Raw genomic sequence first — 15,357 nt, forward strand, 5'->3', positions numbered from 1 at the left:
TGGCACCGCTAGAGCGGTGCCTCGATTGCCGGACACCGGAAGGAGGGCGTCGCCGCTATAATCGAACGATCATTCTTTTTTCTGGCGGCTGCAATGAGTGCCTCGAGTTCTGTTTCCGATTTCGTCACGGTGCGCGGCGTCAAGCTGCATGTCCGGCGCTGGGGCCGGCCCGATGCGCCGACGCTGTTCATGCTGCACGGCTGGATGGACGTCGCGGCGTCGTTCCAGTTCGTCGTCGATGCGCTCGCGGGCGACTGGCAGGTGATCGCCCCCGATGCGCGCGGTTTCGGGCTGTCCGACTGGCCGGTCGCGCGGCAGGGCGGCGGCCATTACTGGTTCCACGAATACCTCGGCGACCTCGATGCGCTCGTCGACCACTATGCGCCGACCGGCGAAGTCAACCTGGTCGGGCACAGCATGGGCGCGAACGTCGTGTGCCTGTATGCCGGCGCGCGGCCGGAGCGCGTGCGGCGCGTGGTCGATCTCGAGGGTTTCGGGCTCGCGCCCGCGCGGGCCGAGCAGGCGCCGCGCCGGCTGCGCGGCTGGCTGGACGAGTTGCGCGAACCGCCCGCGCTGCGCCCTTATGCGTCGCTCGACGACGTGGCGGCGCGCCTGACCAAGACCAATCCGCGGCTCGCACCGCACCGCGCCGCGTTCCTCGCCGCGCACTGGTCGAAGCGCGGCGACGACGGCCTCTATCACCTGCTGGCCGACCCGGCGCACAAGATGCCGGGCCCGCAGCTGTACCGGCTCGACGAAGTGATGGCCACCTGGGCGCAGGTGCGCGCGAAGGTGCTGCACGTCGAGGCCGTCAATTCGCCGACGCTGGCGCACATCGCCGGCGACATCCCGCTGCCGGAATTCAAGGCGCGTTTCAACGCGTTCCCCGACTGGCGCGAGAAGCTCGTCGAGGATGCCGGCCACATGGTGCATCACGACCAGCCCGAGCAGATCGCGGCGCTGATCGAGGCGTTCTGCGCGTAAGCGCGCTGCGGCAGCGGCGGGGCAGGCGGGCGGCGCATTGCCGCGTTGCAGTAGAATGAAGCCTTACCTGCCATGCCGACAATGAACGCCGATCTCCACTGCCATTCGAATGTTTCCGACGGGTTGCTGTCGCCTGCCGACGTCGCGCGCCGCGCCCATGCCGGCGGCGTGACCCTGTGGGCGCTGACCGACCACGACGAGATCGGCGGCCAGGCGGCGGCGCGCAGCGAGGCGGAAGCGCTCGGCATGCGCTACCTGAGCGGCGTCGAGATTTCGGTCACGTGGGCGTCGCGCACCGTGCACATCGTCGGCCTGAATGTCGATCCCGCGAACCAGGTGCTCGTCGACGGCCTGTACCGTACGCGCCACGGCCGCGCGGCGCGTGCGGTGGCGATTGGCGAACAGCTCGCCACGCTCGGCATTCCCGGCGCGTACGAAGGCGCGCTGAAGTACGTGTCGAATCCCGACCTGATCTCGCGCACGCACTTCGCCCGCTTTCTCGTCGAGAACGGCCATGCCACGTCGACGTCCGATGTGTTCGATCGCATGCTCGGCGACGGCAAGCCCGGGTTCGTCCCGCACCGCTGGGCGACGCTTCCCGACGCCGTCGCGTGGATTCGGGCGGCCGGCGGCGAAGCCGTGGTCGCGCATCCGGGCCGTTACCGCTATACGCCCGTCGAATTCGACGCGTTCTTCGGCGAGTTCATCGATCTGGGCGGCCGCGCGATCGAGGTCGTCACGGGCAGCCATACACCCGATCAGTACCGCGAATACGCGGACGTCGCACGCCGCTTCGGCTTCGAAGCGTCGCGCGGCTCGGATTTCCATGCGCCAGGCGAGGGCCGTGTCGAGCTCGGCAGCCTGCCGCCGTTGCCGCCCGACCTGACACCGGTCTGGGAGCGCTGGCTCTGACACCGGGCGGCGGCCTGCCGCCCGCGTTGCCTCTGGCGCGCGCATCCGACTTTTCCCCCTTTACGACCCCCCATGTCCCAGTTCTTCAGGATTCACCCGGATAATCCGCAGCCGCGCCTGATCAAGCAGGCCGTGGAGATCGTCAGCAAGGGCGGCGTGATCGCGATGCCGACCGATTCGAGCTATGCGCTCGCGTGCCATCTCGACGACAAGGACGCGGTCGAGCGCGTGCGCCGGATTCGCGGCCTCGACGAGAAGCAGCACCTGTCGCTGCTCGTGCGCGACCTGTCGGAGCTCGCCAATTTCGCGATGGTCGACAACCGCCAGTACCGGCAGATCAAGTCGGTGACGCCCGGCCCGTACGTCTTCATCCTGCAGGCGACGAAGGAAGTGCCGCGCCGGCTGTCGCACCCGTCGCGCAAGACGATCGGGCTGCGCGTGCCCGATCATGCGATCACGCTCGCGTTGCTCGAATCGCTCGGCCAGCCGTTGCTCGGCACGACGCTGATCTTGCCGCCGGACGACGAGCCGCTCAACGATCCCGAAGAAATCCGCGATCGGCTCGAGAAACAGGTCGACCTCGTGATCGACGGCGGCGCGTGCCCGCGTGAGCCGTCGACGGTGATCGACCTGACCGGCGACGAGCCCGAGCTCGTGCGCGCGGGGCGCGGCGCGCTCGAGCCGTTCGGACTCTCGGCGGCGTAAGCGCGCCGTTCCATTTTTTGCGCGAGTGCGCTTGTTACAATAACGCGATATGGATGCCTCCCTGATACAGACCATCGCCGTCTACGCGCTACCCGTGATCTTCGCGATCACGTTGCACGAGGCCGCGCATGGCTACGCCGCCCGCCTGCTCGGCGACAATACCGCCTACGTGATGGGGCGCGTGTCGTTCAACCCGATGCGTCACATCGATCCGATCGGCACGATCGCGATCCCGCTCGTGATGTATTTCCTGACTGGCGGCGCGTTCCTGTTCGGCTATGCGAAGCCGGTGCCGGTGTCGTTCGGCAACCTGCGCGATCCGCGCTGGGGCAGCCTGTGGGTATCGCTCGCGGGCCCGGCCTGCAACTTCGTGCAGGCGCTGATCTGGGGCGTGCTGACGCTCGTGCTGCCTGCCGTCGGCATCGACGAGCCGTTCTTCACGCGGATGGCGTTTGCCGGCGTCAGCGCGAACCTCGTGCTCGGCGTGCTGAACCTGTTTCCGCTGCCGCCGCTCGACGGCGGCCGCATCCTGGCGGCGCTGCTGCCGACGAAGCAATCGATCGCGCTGTCGCGCATCGAGCCGTACGGTTTCATCATCGTCCTCGTGCTGGTCGCGACGGGCGTGCTGACGAACTTCTGGCTGCGCCCGCTCGTCAACGTCGGCTACGCCGTCCTGAGCGCCATCCTGTCCCCATTCGCTTCGCTTCTCTAACGACAATCATGTTCCCTGAACGTATTTTCTCCGGCATGCGACCCACCGGGTCGCTGCACCTCGGTCACTACCACGGCGTGCTGAAAAACTGGGTGAAGCTGCAGTCCGAGTACCCGTGCTTCTTCTGCGTCGTCGACTGGCATGCGCTGACGACGCACTACGAGACTCCCGAGGTCATCGAGAAGAACGTATGGGACGTGCTGATCGACTGGCTCGCGTCCGGCATCGATCCGGCGCAGGCCACGCTGTTCATCCAGAGCAAGGTGCCCGAGCATGCCGAACTCGCGCTGTTGCTCGGCATGAGCACGCCGCTCGGCTGGCTCGAACGCGTGCCGACCTACAAGGAACAGATGGAGAAGCTGAAGGACAAGGATCTGTCGACCTACGGCTTCCTCGGCTACCCGGTGCTGATGGCGGCCGACATCCTGCTGTATCGCGGCTCGCTCGTGCCGGTCGGTGAAGACCAGGTGCCGCACGTCGAGATGACGCGCGAGATCGCACGCCGCTTCAACTACCTGTACGGCCGCGAGCCGGGCTTCGAGGAGAAGGCGCTCGATGCCGCGAAGAAGCTCGGCGGCAAGCGCGCGAAGCTCTATCACGAGCTGCGCAACGCGTATCAGCAGGAGGGCGACGACGAGGCGCTCGAACAGGCGCGTGCGATGCTGCAGGAATCGCAGAGCCTGTCGATGAGCGACCGCGAACGCCTGTTCGGCTATCTCGAAGGCGCGCGCAAGATCATCCTCGTCGAGCCGCAGGCGCTCCTCACCGAAGCATCGCGGATGCCGGGCCTCGACGGGCAGAAGATGTCGAAGTCGTACGGCAACACGATCGGCCTGCGTGAAGACGCCGAGACGATCACGAAGAAGGTCCGCACGATGCCGACCGATCCCGCGCGCGTGCGCCGCACCGATCCGGGCGATCCCGACAAGTGCCCGGTGTGGCAGCTGCACCAGGTCTATACGGACGAAGCGACGCACGACTGGGTGCAGAAGGGCTGCCGCTCGGCGGGCATCGGCTGCCTCGACTGCAAGCAGCCGGTCGTCGAAGGCATCCTGCGCGAGCAGCAGCCGATGCTCGAGCGCGCGCAGAAGTACATGGACGATCCGTCGCTGCTGCGCGCGATCGTCGCGGACGGTTGCGACAAGGCGCGCAAGTACGCGACGGAAACGATGCGCGACGTGCGTGACGCGATGGGCCTGTCGTACAACTGATCGACCGCATGAGCGCATCCGTCATCGCCGCCGCGGGCGGCCACGTCGCCCAGGCCGAGCCGTCGCGCTGGGTCGCGCAATGGTCGCGGCTCGTGCCGCCAGGCGGCGCGGTGCTGGATGTCGCTGCGGGCGGCGGCCGCCATGCGCGCTGGTTCGCGTCGCACGGGCATCCGGTCGTCGCACTCGACCGCGACCCGGCCGCGCTGGCCGCGTTGCGGGCGATCCCGGGCGTCGATGCCCGCGACGCCGATCTCGAAGGCGCGCCGTGGCCGTTGCCGGCCGGCGAGCCGTTTTCGGCGGTGATCGTCACGAATTATCTGCATCGTCCGCTCTGGCCCCATCTGCTCGATGCGGTGGCGCCGGGCGGCGTGCTCATCTACGAAACCTTCGCGCAAGGAAACGAAACGGTCGGGAAACCGTCCAACCCCGCGTTCCTGCTCGCCCCGGGCGAGCTGCTGGACGCCGTGCACGGCCGCCTGCGGGTGGTCGCGTACGAGGACGGGTTCGTCGCCGCGCCGCGCGAGGCGTTCGTCCAGCGTCTCTGCGCAATGCGCGAGGGCGCGACCCCGAAGGCGGGGGCGGGAATTCCACGTTACGAACTGCCCGGCTAATCCGCTACAATCTCAACGTTTACCGGTACATAATCTCTCGCGTTTCATGGCTAACGGCACCCAAGACGGCATTCAAATCCGCGGCAGCATCCCCGCGATCGTCACCCCGATGCTCGAAGACGGCAGTCTCGACCTGCCGGCGTTTCGCAAACTGATCGACTGGCATATCGCGGAAGGCACCGATGCGCTGGTCGTGGTCGGTACGAGCGGCGAGTCGGCAACGCTCAACGTCGAAGAGCACATCCTGATGATCCGCACGGCGGTCGAGCATGCGGCGAAACGCATCCCGATCATCGCGGGCGCGGGCGGCAACTCGACCGCCGAGGCGATCGAGCTGACGAAGCAAGCGAAGGCGGTCGGCGCGGACGCGACGCTGCAGGTCGTGCCGTACTACAACAAGCCGACGCAGGAAGGCATGTACCGTCACTTCAAGACGATCGCCGAAGCGGTCGACCTGCCGGTGATCCTGTACAACGTGCCGGGCCGCACGGTCGCCGACATGGCGAACGAGACGACGCTGCGCCTCGCACAGGTGCCGGGCATCATCGGCGTGAAGGAAGCGACCGGCAACATCGATCGCGCCGCGCACCTGATCAAGGCCGCGCCGAAGCATTTCGCGATCTATAGCGGCGACGATCCGACCGCGATCGCGCTGATGCTGCTCGGCGGCCACGGCAACATCTCGGTGACGGCGAACGTCGCACCGCGCGCGATGAGCGACCTGTGCCGCGCGGCGCTGGCCGGCGACGTAGAGACGGCTCGCGCGCTGCACATGAAGCTGCTGTCGCTGCACAAGAACCTGTTCATCGAGGCGAACCCGATTCCGGTGAAGTGGGCGCTGCAGGCGATGGGCAAGATGCAGGGCGGTATCCGGCTGCCGCTCACGGCGCTCGACGAGCGCTGCCACGAAGCCGTGCGTTCGGCCCTCGTCGAGGCCGGCGTCCTCGCCTGATGCCGAGGCGGCCGCGTCCTGCGGCCGCCGGCTCGAACCCTGATCAACCCGCACCGGCCGGCTCCGTCCGGCGCCGCTCCTGACGAGCGTTCTAGCAAGACGAAGGATTTCATGAAACGTTTCGCCTTTTCCTCTCGCGCCATCCAGATGTCGGTGATGGCGCTGGCGCTGGGCGCGCTCGCCGGCTGCGATACGCTGAACGACTATCTGGCCCCCGACCGGGTCAACTACAAGAACACCGGTTCGGCGCCGCCGCTCGCGGTGCCGAGCGACCTGAAGCCGGTGCCGACGACGCAGCAGTTCGTCGCGCCGCCGAGCAACGCCGGCCTCGGTACGCTGCCGCCGCGGGTCACGACGCAGGCTGGCAACGCGACCGACGGCATCCCGAGCGCGCAGGATCCGCTCGGCATGCACATCGAGCGCGACGGCGACCGCCGCTGGCTCGTCGTCGATGGCCGCATGCCCGAGCAGCTGTGGCCGATCCTGAAGGAGTTCTGGCAGGAGAACGGCTTCTCGCTGAAGACCGATGCACCGTCGACGGGCATCATGGCCACCGACTGGGCCGAAAACCGCGCGAACATCCCGGACGACTGGTTCCGTCGCACGATCGGCAAGGTCATCGATTTCGCATACTCGTCCGGCACGCGCGACCGCTTCCGTACGCTCGTGAACCGCACGTCGGACGGCAACACCGACATCTCGATCACGCACAGCGCGATGGAGGAAATGATGGTCGGCCCGCAGGGCGGCACGTCGTCGCGCTGGGAAGAGCGTCCGCGTAACCCGGTGCTCGAAGCAGTGTTCCTGTCGAAGCTGATGCAGAAGTTCGGCCTGACCGATACGCAGGCGAAGCAACTGCTGACCGATGCGCGTCCCGCGACGGCACCGGCGCAGGTCAGCGACACGAGCAGCGGCGGCGCAACGCTGCAGCTGGCCGAGTCGTTCGACCGCGCATGGCTGCGCGTGGGCCTGGCACTCGACCGCACCAACTTCGCGGTCGACAATCGCGATCGCGAGAAGGGTGTGTACACCGTGCGCTATGCGAACACGATGGAAGAACTCAAGCGCGACGGCCTGTTCGGCAAACTGTTCTACGGCGGTCCGTCGGCCGCGAAGCCGGGCAAGGAATTCATGGTCAACGTGCGCGCGCAGGGCAACGGCAGCACGCAGGTCGCGGTGGTCGGTGCAAACGGTCAGGTCGACAACTCGTCGGACGCGCAGCGGATCATTTCGCTGCTCCACGCGCAGCTGAACTGAGCGCGTGCGATTCGCCAGCCTCGGAAGCGGCAGCGAAGGCAACGCGCTGGTCGTCGAGGCCTCGAGCGGCACGACGACCACCCGCGTGCTGCTCGACTGCGGCTTTTCTGCCAAGGAGGTCGAGCGCCGGCTCGGCCGACTCAATCTCTGCATCGGCGATCTCGATGCGATCCTCATAACCCATGAACACAGCGACCACGTCGGCAGTGCGCTGACGCTCGCCCGCCGCGCATCGCTGCCGCTCTACATGAGCTGGGGTACCGCGCGCGCGGTCGGCGCGGACGAGGCCGACGTCGATCTCCACGTGCTGTGGGGCGACGAGACGGCCGCGATCCGCGATCTGGCCGTGATGCCCTATACGGTCCCTCACGATGCGCGCGAACCGCTCCAGTTCGTCTTTATGGACGGCTCCAGCCGGCTCGGCGTGCTGACGGACGTCGGGATGGCCACGCCGCACATCACGGCCGTCCTGAGCGGTTGTGACGCGCTGGTGCTCGAATCCAACCACGACACCGCGATGCTGGCCGGGAGCCGCTATCCGCAGTCGCTGAAGGCGCGCATCGGCGGCAACCACGGCCACCTGAGCAACGACGCCGCGGCGGATATCCTCGCGTCGCTCGAACGCAGCCGCCTCCAGCACCTGGTCGCGGCGCACCTGAGCCAGCAGAACAACCTGCCGGAGCTGGTCCGCCAGGCGTTTGGCGGGGTACTGGGGACGAGCGGGGAGGACGTGATCGTGGCCACGCAGGACGCGGGCTTCGACTGGCTCACGCTCGGATGAGCGGGGCAGGGCCGCTGCGGCGGCCCGGTGCAACTGCCGGGCGACACGCGCGCAAACGGCAGACGTAAAAAAACCGGCCCTCGGGCCGGTTTTTTTTCAGCTGACGCTGAGGCTTACTGGCTTGCGCCCGAAGCCGGAGCAGCCGTCGCTGCCGAAGCAGCCGACGCCACTGCAGCAGCAGCGTCGCTCGCAGCAGCCGTTGCCGACGAAGCAGCGGCCGTAGCGTCGCTCGCAGCACCGGCAACTGCCGAAGCAGCCGTCGAAGCAGCAGCAGCTGCGTCGCTTGCAGCCGACGAAGCAGCTTGATCAGCGCTCTTGTTGCAAGCAGCCAGTGCAACAGCAGCCAACAGGGAAGCTACGAGGAGGGATTTCTTCATGATCACGTCCTTTTATGGTTAAAGGTAAGCAACAGCGCGAAACAATACCGGTAATGTGCTCCAACACCGACCTGGGCCGCTGGTGGAGATGCACTTCTAGAGCGTGAATCTTCCCTACGGCTTGGGCGGAAATTATATGCACTTTCCTATCGACCGTCGACAAATGCGGGGTCAATACGTTGTCTTTCCCATACAGAATTTGATCCGTACGGGCATACGGGGCGACTCACACTAATTCCGGTTTCCGACCCGTATCCAGCCCGCACGATACCACTCGTGCAACAAGGCTGTCATTGAGGGAACCCGGGATAGTGTTACAAACCGTTTCGCCTCCATTTGGCGTTGATTGGCCAGTTCGGGCAGCCATTCGCTGGCTTGCTCGAGCGGTCCTTCCTCGCCATTTATGAAGTACGAGCGCGCGTTATACATCAATGCGGCCTTTCTGTCGAGACACACGCCGCGGCGTGACGCTTGCGTGACGAACGCGGCCTCGGACAGCGGGCGTGCCGGCGGGTCGAAAACGACGTTCGGCTTGGGTTCGCTCAGGTAGCAGCCGAGGAATTCGGCGACGTCGCGTTTACGCCAGCGGATCGCGTCGACGATCTCGGCCACGCGCTCGACCATCGCCGGAGGCAGTTGCGCGGGCGTGTCGACGGCTGGCTGCTTTGGATCGCGGTAGAGATCGTCGCCACACGCGTCGCGCAGGCCGCCACGCTCCGCGAGATAGTACAGGAACTGGGCGCCCAGCTCGCCGGCGGACGGGGCCCGGAACCCGATCGAGCAGGTCATGCATTCGCCTTCGGCCACGCCGTCGTGGGCAATGTGCGGCGGCAGGTACAGCATGTCGCCGGGCTCCAGCACCCATTCGTCGCTCGGTTCGAAGTTCTCGAGGATCTTCAGCGGCACGTCCGGCTGCAGCGACAGGTCCTTCTGCGCACCGACGCGCCAGCGGCGCCGGCCTTCGACCTGCAGCAGGAAGACGTCGTACGAATCGAAGTGCGGGCCGACGCCGCCGCCGTCCGTCGCATACGAGATCATCAGGTCGTCCAGGCGCGCGTCCGGGATGAAGCGGAAGCGGTCGAGCAGCGCGCGCGCCGCATCGACGTGGAGGTCGAGCCCCTGTACGAGCAGGGTCCAGGCCTTGCGCGTGGTGGCCGGCAGCGAGCCGGGTTCGAACGGACCGTGCGCCAGTTGCCACTTGTTACGAAAATGGGTGATCAGTCGCGATTCCGCGTCATAGTCGGCGGCGAGCTCGAACAGCGCGTCGCGCGAGACCGGCGAAGCGACGCCGGGGATCGCCTGGCGGATCAGCAGCGGCTTCTTCTGCCAGTAGCCGCGCATGAATTGCGCCGGCGTAAGACCGCCGAGCAGCGGTGTGGGAAGATCGGAAGGCGGCGCGCCGAGCGGGGCGGTAGCGGCATCCCGCGGTTCGGCTTGAGACCGGTTGCGCATCGTATAATGAGAGTTGTATTTGGGAGAATTGGATGAAAATCGCAAAAAACACCGTCGTGTCGGTCACTTACAAGCTGTCGGATGCACAGGGCAATCTGATCGAGGAAAGCGACGAGCCGATGGTCTATCTGCACGGCGGCTATGATGGCACGTTCCCCAAGATCGAGGAACAGCTCGACGGGCACGAGCCGGGCTACGAGGCACAGGTTCAGCTCGAGCCGCAGGACGCGTTCGGCGACTACGATCCCGAACTCGTGAAGATCGAGCCGCGCGATCGTTTTCCCGAGCCGCTCGAAGTGGGCATGCAGTTCGAAGGCACGCCGGAAGACGGCGACGAGGAAGTCGATTCGCTGATCTACACGGTCACCGACATCGCCGAAGACAAGGTCGTGCTCGACGGCAACCACCCGCTGGCAGGCATGGCGCTGCGTTTCGCGCTCACCGTGAAGGACGTTCGCGAAGCCACCGAAGACGAAATCGAGCATGAACACGCGCATGGCGCGGAAGGGCTCGAGATCGTCGACGAGGACGAAGACGAAGACGGCGAAGCACCGTCAGGGCGTACCCTGCACTGAGCTCGCAGGCAGGCCGGGCGCCGGCCCCGATGCAGGGGCGGGCGCAGGCCACGACGCGCCGCCCGGGGCGGCGCCGTCGCCCTGCAGTGGCGGCGCGACCGACGACGAGTCGGGCAGCGCCGGCAATGCAGGGATTTCCGGCATCTGCGGCAGCGGGACGTCGTCGTGCGGCACGAGCGGCAGCGCGGGCGGCACGGGCAGGTTCTTCGGCACCTCCTGCAGGCTCAGGTTGAAGATCGTCTGCCGTGCCGGCGACACGCTCACCTTGACCCACTGATTCGTCGGATGGCGCGGTCCGATCGCGACGCGCGTCACGTTCCCGATCAGTTCACCGTCGTCCGCACGCAGCGGGCGGTCGATCAGAAAGCCGTTCGCTAGCGGTTCGCCGCTCGCGTGCATCACGAGTATCGGGCCGCGGAACGTCGCCGCCGCCTTCACCAGCGTTCGTTTCAACTCACGGAAGCCGTCGCGTACGCGCGGCCGGTTGAAACGCAGCCATGCGAAGCGTTCCGCGCGTTCATAGCGTTCGAATTGCGGATCGCCTTCGAATATCACCACCATCGCACGTGCCTCGCGTCGCTTCGCGTATTCGGCCGAGTGGTCGATCCAGAAACCGTTCGCGATGATGCGATCCTCGAACTCGCCGTTGCGGCCGCCGGCCGTCAGGTAGTGGTTGTTCGGCGCCGGCGCGTTGAGCGCGACGTAGACGATGTCGTCGCGCATCCAGCGTGCATTCTCCCGATACGGCCGGAACCGAGCGACTTCGCTTTCCCGCGTGATCTGCAGCGCGCCGGGGTCGGGCAGCGCCGAATCGGCGAGCAGCGTCTGCCGCAGGAAGTCGAGCCGCTCGACCGGATCGTAGCCGCCGCCGGCCGCGGTGTTGCACGTTACCCAGTCGTCGTGGCCGGGAATGAACACGAGCGGTACGCGTGCCGCATCCAGGATCGCGCCGCGCTGCGAATACAGTGCATCGCGGCACGCTTCCTTCGAACCCTTGAGATCGCCCGCATAGACGACGAACGCGAGGTTGCGCTCGCGCGCGATCGCATCGAGCAGCCGCTGGGCGGCCGGCTCGTCCGCCGGGGTGTTGATCACGCCCGACACGACCGCGAACGAGTAGGGCGCGGTGCTGCGCTTCGGCGGCGCCGCCAGTGCGGCGGCCTGCGCGAGCGCGAGCACGGCGGCGACGAGCGCGGCGGCGGTGCGAGCCGGCAGGCCGCGCGGGATGCGCTTACGCGTGCCCGTCGGCATCGTGCGACCGGACCAGCGTGCGCAGTTCGTACAGCAGGTCGAGCGCCTCGCGCGGCTTCAGATCGTCGGGATCGATGTCGCGGAGTTTTTCGAGCGCCGGATGCGGTGTGTCGGGCAGCGCAGGCGCGTCTGCGCATTCGAGATCGTCGGCGGCTACCGGCGGCGCTCTGAACAGGTCGAGCTGCGGCGTGTGCTGCGACGCCGACTGTTGTTCGAGATAAGCGAGGTGCTTGCGCGCGGCGCGGATCACGGGCGCCGGAACGCCTGCGAGCTGCGCGACCTGCAGGCCGTAACTCTGGTTGGCCGGGCCTTCGTTGACCGCGTGCAGGAACACGATGCCGTGGCCGTGCTCGACGGCCGACAGGTGGACGTTGGCCGCTTGCGGGAATTCGGCCGGCAGTTGCGTCAGCTCGAAGTAGTGCGTCGCGAACAGCGTGTAGCACGTGTTGTGCGCCAGCAGGTGGCGCGCGATGGCCCACGCGAGCGCGAGGCCGTCGAATGTCGACGTGCCGCGGCCGATTTCGTCCATCAGCACGAGGCTTTGCGGCGTCGCGTCGTTGAGGATCGCAGCGGCTTCGGTCATCTCGACCATGAACGTCGAGCGGCCGCCTGCGAGATCGTCCGCCGCGCCGATGCGCGTGAAGATCCGGTCGATCGGGCCGAAGCATGCCGACTTGGCCGGCACGTAGCTGCCGACATAAGCCATCAGCGCGATCAACGCGGTCTGCCGCATGAACGTCGACTTACCGCCCATGTTCGGGCCGGTGATCAGCAGCAGCTTGCGCTCGGTGCCGAAGCGACAGTCGTTCGCGATGAACTGTTCGACTTGCGCTTCGACGACCGGGTGGCGGCCCTGTTCGATTTCGATGCCGATCTCGTCGGTGAAAGTCGGCGCGACCCAGTCGAGCGCGCGGGCGCGTTCGGCGAATGCGGCGAGCAGGTCGAGTTCGGCGAGCGCCGACGCGACGCGCTGGCACTCGGGGATGAACGGCAGCAGTGCCTGCAGCACCGCGTCGTATAGCGCGCGCTCGCGTGCCAGTGCGCGTTCCTGGGCCGACAGTGCCTTGTCCTCGAAGGTCTTCAGCTCGGGCGTGATGTAGCGCTCGGCATTCTTCAGCGTCTGGCGGCGGCGGTAGTCGTCAGGCACCTTGTCGGTCTGGCCGCGCGTGACCTCGATGTAGAAGCCGTGCACCTTGTTGTACTCGACGCGCAGGTTTGCGATGCCGGTGCGCGTGCGCTCGCGCGCCTCGAGATCGATCAGGAACTGCCCGCAGTTCTCCGAGATGTCGCGCAGCTCGTCGAGCTCGGCGTCGTAGCCGCGCGCGATGACGCCGCCGTCGCGCACCATCGCGGCCGGCTCCGGCGCAATGGCGCTCGTCAGCAGGTCGAGGCATTCGGCGGGCGGTGCGAGTGCTGCATCGACGCGGGTGAGTGCGTCTGCATTGGCGACGATCGCGCTGATGCGCTCACGCAGTGCCGGCAGCGCGGCGAACGTGTCGCGCAGGCTCGACAGGTCGCGCGGGCGTGCGGACAGCAACGCGAGGCGCCCGGTGATCCGTTCGACGTCGGCGATCTGGCGCAGCGCGCTGCGCAGCGCGTCGAGGCTTGCGTTTGCCGGTGCATCGAGCAGCGCGCCGATCGCCTGCTGGCGCGACTGCGCGGCGACCGACGCGCGCGGCGGGTGATGCAGCCAGTGGCGCAGCAGGCGGCTGCCCATCGTCGTGCAGCAGGTGTCGAGCAGCGAATACAGGGTTGGCGACTCGGTGCCGCGCAACGTCTCGGTCAGTTCGAGGTTCCGGCGCGTGGCCGGATCGAGCCCGATGTACTCGGTTTCGTTCTCGACCTTCAGGCTGCGCACGTGCCGCAGCTGCTGGCCCTGCGTGGCCGCCGCATAGAGCAGCAGCGCGCCGGCCGCGCCGCATGCGCTCGTCAGCGAATGCGCGCCGAAACCGTCGAGGCTCGCGACGTCGAGCTGGTCGCACAGGCGTTGCGTGCCCGATGCGATGTCGAAGTGCCATGCCGGTACGCGCTTGCTTGCGCCCGCGCCTGCGGGTACGGCATCGGTTGCGCCGTCCGGCGTCAGGATCTCGGCCGGCCGGATGCGCTCGAGCGCGGCAGCGAGCTGTTCGGGTTCGATTTCGGCAAGCCGCAGCGCGCCGCTGGCGAGGTTCAGCCACGCGAGGCCGACATTGACCGCGACGCCGCGCTTGTTGTGGCCCGTGCACATCGCAAGCAGGTAGACGTCGTTCTTGTCGGACAGCAGCGCGGCATCGGTCAGCGTGCCGGGCGTGACGACGCGCACGACCTTGCGCTCGACGGGGCCCTTCGACGTGGCCGGATCGCCGATCTGCTCGCAGATCGCGACCGATTCGCCCATCTTCACGAGCTTGGCGAGATACTGTTCGACTGCATGATGCGGTACGCCCGCCATCTTGATCGGCGTGCCGGCCGATGCGCCGCGTTGCGTGAGGGTCAGGTCGAGCAGGCGTGCGGCTTTCTCCGCGTCTTCGAAGAACAGTTCGTAGAAGTCGCCCATCCGGTAGAAGACAAGCGTGTCGGGATGGTCGGCCTTGATGCGCAGGTACTGCTGCATCATTGGGGTGTGGCCGGCGAAGGCGTCGGGCGACAGCGTGGTCATAAGTCAGGCGTGAAGTTGTTGCTTTGGTTGCCCGAGTTTACCAGTGGCTTCGATGTACACGCGCGAAGTTGGCTGTTTGGCCAGTTGTCCGTGACGACGAGCGGCAGCTGTCGGCCGATAGCGGTTCGACATCATGGTTCACTTCGTCAACAATTGCGTCTTGCGTCGGCACGCCATCGATGGGTACCCCAATGCGAACCACTGAAATGCCGGAACCCCGCCTCGGGGCGATCGTCGTGCTCAACGGCCCGAGCAGCGCCGGCAAAAGCACGCTGTCCAGGTTTCTGTGCGAGAACCTGGACGAGCATCATTTGCACGTCGAGCTGGATGTATTTCGAAACATGGAGCCGCCCAACTATTGGGCGGTCGAGAAGCCGTTGGTGCAGATTCGTGTGGCCGCGCTGTGCAGGGCGATCAACGCCACCGCGGCCACCTTTTCCAGGCACGGCCAGCCGGTGATCGTCGATCATGTCCTGTCGACCGACGCGTGGCGCTACATGCTTGAAGATCTTGTCGGCCTGCCGGTATTCATCGTCGGCGTTTTTTGTGCGCTCGACGCGCTGATCGATCGCGAGCGTATTCGTGGTGATCGCAAGATCGGACTGGCCGAGTCTCAATACGACTCGATTCATGCCGGCCGCCACTACGATCACGTCGTGGACACGTCGTCGGCAAACGAGATCGATTGCGGTCAGGCCGTTCTGAAGTGGTTACAAAGCGGGCCGGTTCCCGCCGCCTTCCCGAAAATGCACCGGGAGTTTTTCGGTCACTCAGGTGACGCGGCTGTTGGCTAGCAACAGCCGATCCCGAAAGGGCGAGCGCAGGTTCAGGGCCATACCTTGTCGGGCAAGGTACAGGTACGGCTGCATCGTCCGGGCGTGGCCTGCTGAGGCCCGTCTGACTCGGCGCGCGAACTGCCGCGCGCCGACCCTGTCCGGC

Annotated in this window: 16 protein-coding genes; 11 read left to right on the plus strand and 5 right to left on the minus strand. The window is 66.8% G+C overall.

What is annotated here, in order from left to right:
- Window positions 1-93: 93 nt before the first annotated feature.
- The 9 genes from BDO18943_RS22760 to BDO18943_RS22800 all read left to right on the plus strand — a co-directional run bounded on the left by BDO18943_RS22760 (window position 94) and on the right by BDO18943_RS22800 (window position 8,125).
- A complete protein-coding gene (locus BDO18943_RS22760) occupies window positions 94-984 on the plus strand; it encodes an alpha/beta fold hydrolase (protein ID WP_175024123.1) in 891 nt (296 codons plus the stop codon).
- Between the two features lie 81 nt (window positions 985-1,065).
- On the plus strand, window positions 1,066-1,896 hold the full coding sequence (locus BDO18943_RS22765) for a 3',5'-nucleoside bisphosphate phosphatase (RefSeq protein WP_041493101.1): 831 nt from the start codon (window positions 1,066-1,068) through the stop codon (window positions 1,894-1,896).
- 72 nt (window positions 1,897-1,968) lie between these two features.
- The gene (locus BDO18943_RS22770) at window positions 1,969-2,601 is read left to right on the plus strand and encodes an L-threonylcarbamoyladenylate synthase (protein ID WP_043190290.1); all 633 of its coding nucleotides are present in this window, start codon (window positions 1,969-1,971) and stop codon (window positions 2,599-2,601) included.
- A 49-nt stretch (window positions 2,602-2,650) separates the two neighbouring features.
- The gene (locus BDO18943_RS22775) at window positions 2,651-3,313 is read left to right on the plus strand and encodes a site-2 protease family protein (protein ID WP_043190288.1); all 663 of its coding nucleotides are present in this window, start codon (window positions 2,651-2,653) and stop codon (window positions 3,311-3,313) included.
- 8 nt (window positions 3,314-3,321) lie between these two features.
- Window positions 3,322-4,524: a tryptophan--tRNA ligase gene (locus BDO18943_RS22780; RefSeq protein ID WP_011352534.1), complete on the plus strand. Its 1,203-nt coding sequence runs from the start codon at window positions 3,322-3,324 to the stop codon at window positions 4,522-4,524.
- A gap of 8 nt (window positions 4,525-4,532) precedes the next feature.
- A complete protein-coding gene (locus tag BDO18943_RS22785) occupies window positions 4,533-5,135 on the plus strand; it encodes a class I SAM-dependent methyltransferase (protein ID WP_175024124.1) in 603 nt (200 codons plus the stop codon).
- 46 nt (window positions 5,136-5,181) lie between these two features.
- The gene (gene dapA / locus BDO18943_RS22790) at window positions 5,182-6,087 is read left to right on the plus strand and encodes a 4-hydroxy-tetrahydrodipicolinate synthase (RefSeq protein WP_043190283.1); all 906 of its coding nucleotides are present in this window, start codon (window positions 5,182-5,184) and stop codon (window positions 6,085-6,087) included.
- 111 nt (window positions 6,088-6,198) lie between these two features.
- On the plus strand, window positions 6,199-7,344 hold the full coding sequence (gene bamC / locus BDO18943_RS22795; RefSeq protein WP_175024125.1) for an outer membrane protein assembly factor BamC: 1,146 nt from the start codon (window positions 6,199-6,201) through the stop codon (window positions 7,342-7,344).
- A gap of 4 nt (window positions 7,345-7,348) precedes the next feature.
- The gene (locus BDO18943_RS22800) at window positions 7,349-8,125 is read left to right on the plus strand and encodes an MBL fold metallo-hydrolase (protein ID WP_043190279.1); all 777 of its coding nucleotides are present in this window, start codon (window positions 7,349-7,351) and stop codon (window positions 8,123-8,125) included.
- Between the two features lie 113 nt (window positions 8,126-8,238).
- On the opposite strand, the gene BDO18943_RS22805 is transcribed toward BDO18943_RS22800, so the two are convergent.
- From BDO18943_RS22805 to BDO18943_RS22810, 3 genes are read right to left on the minus strand one after another with little or no spacing between them, the layout of a single operon-like run.
- The gene (locus tag BDO18943_RS22805; RefSeq protein ID WP_043190277.1) at window positions 8,239-8,502 is read right to left on the minus strand and encodes a hypothetical protein; all 264 of its coding nucleotides are present in this window, start codon (window positions 8,500-8,502) and stop codon (window positions 8,239-8,241) included.
- Window positions 8,432-8,677, minus strand: a complete 246-nt coding sequence (locus BDO18943_RS43075) for a hypothetical protein (RefSeq protein WP_075122947.1) — start codon at window positions 8,675-8,677, stop codon at window positions 8,432-8,434. Before BDO18943_RS43075 ends, BDO18943_RS22805 begins: the two co-directional genes overlap by 71 nt.
- A gap of 56 nt (window positions 8,678-8,733) precedes the next feature.
- The gene (locus BDO18943_RS22810; RefSeq protein WP_043190275.1) at window positions 8,734-9,954 is read right to left on the minus strand and encodes a cupin domain-containing protein; all 1,221 of its coding nucleotides are present in this window, start codon (window positions 9,952-9,954) and stop codon (window positions 8,734-8,736) included.
- Between the two features lie 32 nt (window positions 9,955-9,986).
- Here BDO18943_RS22810 and BDO18943_RS22815 point away from each other — a divergent pair, with 32 nt between their 5' ends.
- Window positions 9,987-10,529 carry an FKBP-type peptidyl-prolyl cis-trans isomerase gene (locus tag BDO18943_RS22815; protein ID WP_027786990.1) on the plus strand — a complete coding sequence of 181 codons (543 nt, stop codon included), beginning with the start codon at window positions 9,987-9,989 and terminating at the stop codon, window positions 10,527-10,529.
- On the opposite strand, the gene BDO18943_RS22820 is transcribed toward BDO18943_RS22815, so the two are convergent.
- Both BDO18943_RS22820 and mutS read right to left on the minus strand, forming a co-directional pair.
- Window positions 10,509-11,780 carry a hypothetical protein gene (locus tag BDO18943_RS22820; protein ID WP_175024126.1) on the minus strand — a complete coding sequence of 424 codons (1,272 nt, stop codon included), beginning with the start codon at window positions 11,778-11,780 and terminating at the stop codon, window positions 10,509-10,511. The genes BDO18943_RS22815 and BDO18943_RS22820 overlap by 21 nt on opposite strands.
- On the minus strand, window positions 11,761-14,418 hold the full coding sequence (gene mutS / locus BDO18943_RS22825; protein ID WP_175024127.1) for a DNA mismatch repair protein MutS: 2,658 nt from the start codon (window positions 14,416-14,418) through the stop codon (window positions 11,761-11,763). The genes BDO18943_RS22820 and mutS overlap by 20 nt, the downstream gene beginning before the upstream one ends.
- Before the next feature lie 191 nt (window positions 14,419-14,609).
- Here mutS and BDO18943_RS22830 point away from each other — a divergent pair, with 191 nt between their 5' ends.
- On the plus strand, window positions 14,610-15,212 hold the full coding sequence (locus tag BDO18943_RS22830) for a chloramphenicol phosphotransferase CPT family protein (RefSeq protein WP_175024128.1): 603 nt from the start codon (window positions 14,610-14,612) through the stop codon (window positions 15,210-15,212).
- Window positions 15,213-15,357: the final 145 nt, after the last annotated feature.

The sequence above is a fragment of the Burkholderia aenigmatica genome (assembly GCF_902499175.1).
In the GTDB taxonomy this organism is placed as follows: domain Bacteria; phylum Pseudomonadota; class Gammaproteobacteria; order Burkholderiales; family Burkholderiaceae; genus Burkholderia; species Burkholderia aenigmatica.

What these genes read in the sequence shown, in the direction of transcription:
- BDO18943_RS22760 (WP_175024123.1), top strand. Translation starts at nt 94, where the DNA reads ATGAGTGCCTCGAGTTCTGTTTCCGATTTCGTCACGGTGCGCGGCGTC.
- BDO18943_RS22765 (WP_041493101.1), top strand. Translation starts at nt 1,066, where the DNA reads ATGAACGCCGATCTCCACTGCCATTCGAATGTTTCCGACGGGTTGCTG.
- BDO18943_RS22770 (WP_043190290.1), top strand. Translation starts at nt 1,969, where the DNA reads ATGTCCCAGTTCTTCAGGATTCACCCGGATAATCCGCAGCCGCGCCTG.
- BDO18943_RS22775 (WP_043190288.1), top strand. Translation starts at nt 2,651, where the DNA reads ATGGATGCCTCCCTGATACAGACCATCGCCGTCTACGCGCTACCCGTG.
- BDO18943_RS22780 (WP_011352534.1), top strand. Translation starts at nt 3,322, where the DNA reads ATGTTCCCTGAACGTATTTTCTCCGGCATGCGACCCACCGGGTCGCTG.
- BDO18943_RS22785 (WP_175024124.1), top strand. Translation starts at nt 4,533, where the DNA reads ATGAGCGCATCCGTCATCGCCGCCGCGGGCGGCCACGTCGCCCAGGCC.
- dapA (WP_043190283.1), top strand. Translation starts at nt 5,182, where the DNA reads ATGGCTAACGGCACCCAAGACGGCATTCAAATCCGCGGCAGCATCCCC.
- bamC (WP_175024125.1), top strand. Translation starts at nt 6,199, where the DNA reads ATGAAACGTTTCGCCTTTTCCTCTCGCGCCATCCAGATGTCGGTGATG.
- BDO18943_RS22805 (WP_043190277.1), bottom strand. Translation starts at nt 8,502, where the DNA reads ATGAAGAAATCCCTCCTCGTAGCTTCCCTGTTGGCTGCTGTTGCACTG.
- BDO18943_RS22810 (WP_043190275.1), bottom strand. Translation starts at nt 9,954, where the DNA reads ATGCGCAACCGGTCTCAAGCCGAACCGCGGGATGCCGCTACCGCCCCG.
- BDO18943_RS22815 (WP_027786990.1), top strand. Translation starts at nt 9,987, where the DNA reads ATGAAAATCGCAAAAAACACCGTCGTGTCGGTCACTTACAAGCTGTCG.
- BDO18943_RS22820 (WP_175024126.1), bottom strand. Translation starts at nt 11,780, where the DNA reads ATGCCGACGGGCACGCGTAAGCGCATCCCGCGCGGCCTGCCGGCTCGC.
- mutS (WP_175024127.1), bottom strand. Translation starts at nt 14,418, where the DNA reads ATGACCACGCTGTCGCCCGACGCCTTCGCCGGCCACACCCCAATGATG.
- BDO18943_RS22830 (WP_175024128.1), top strand. Translation starts at nt 14,610, where the DNA reads ATGCGAACCACTGAAATGCCGGAACCCCGCCTCGGGGCGATCGTCGTG.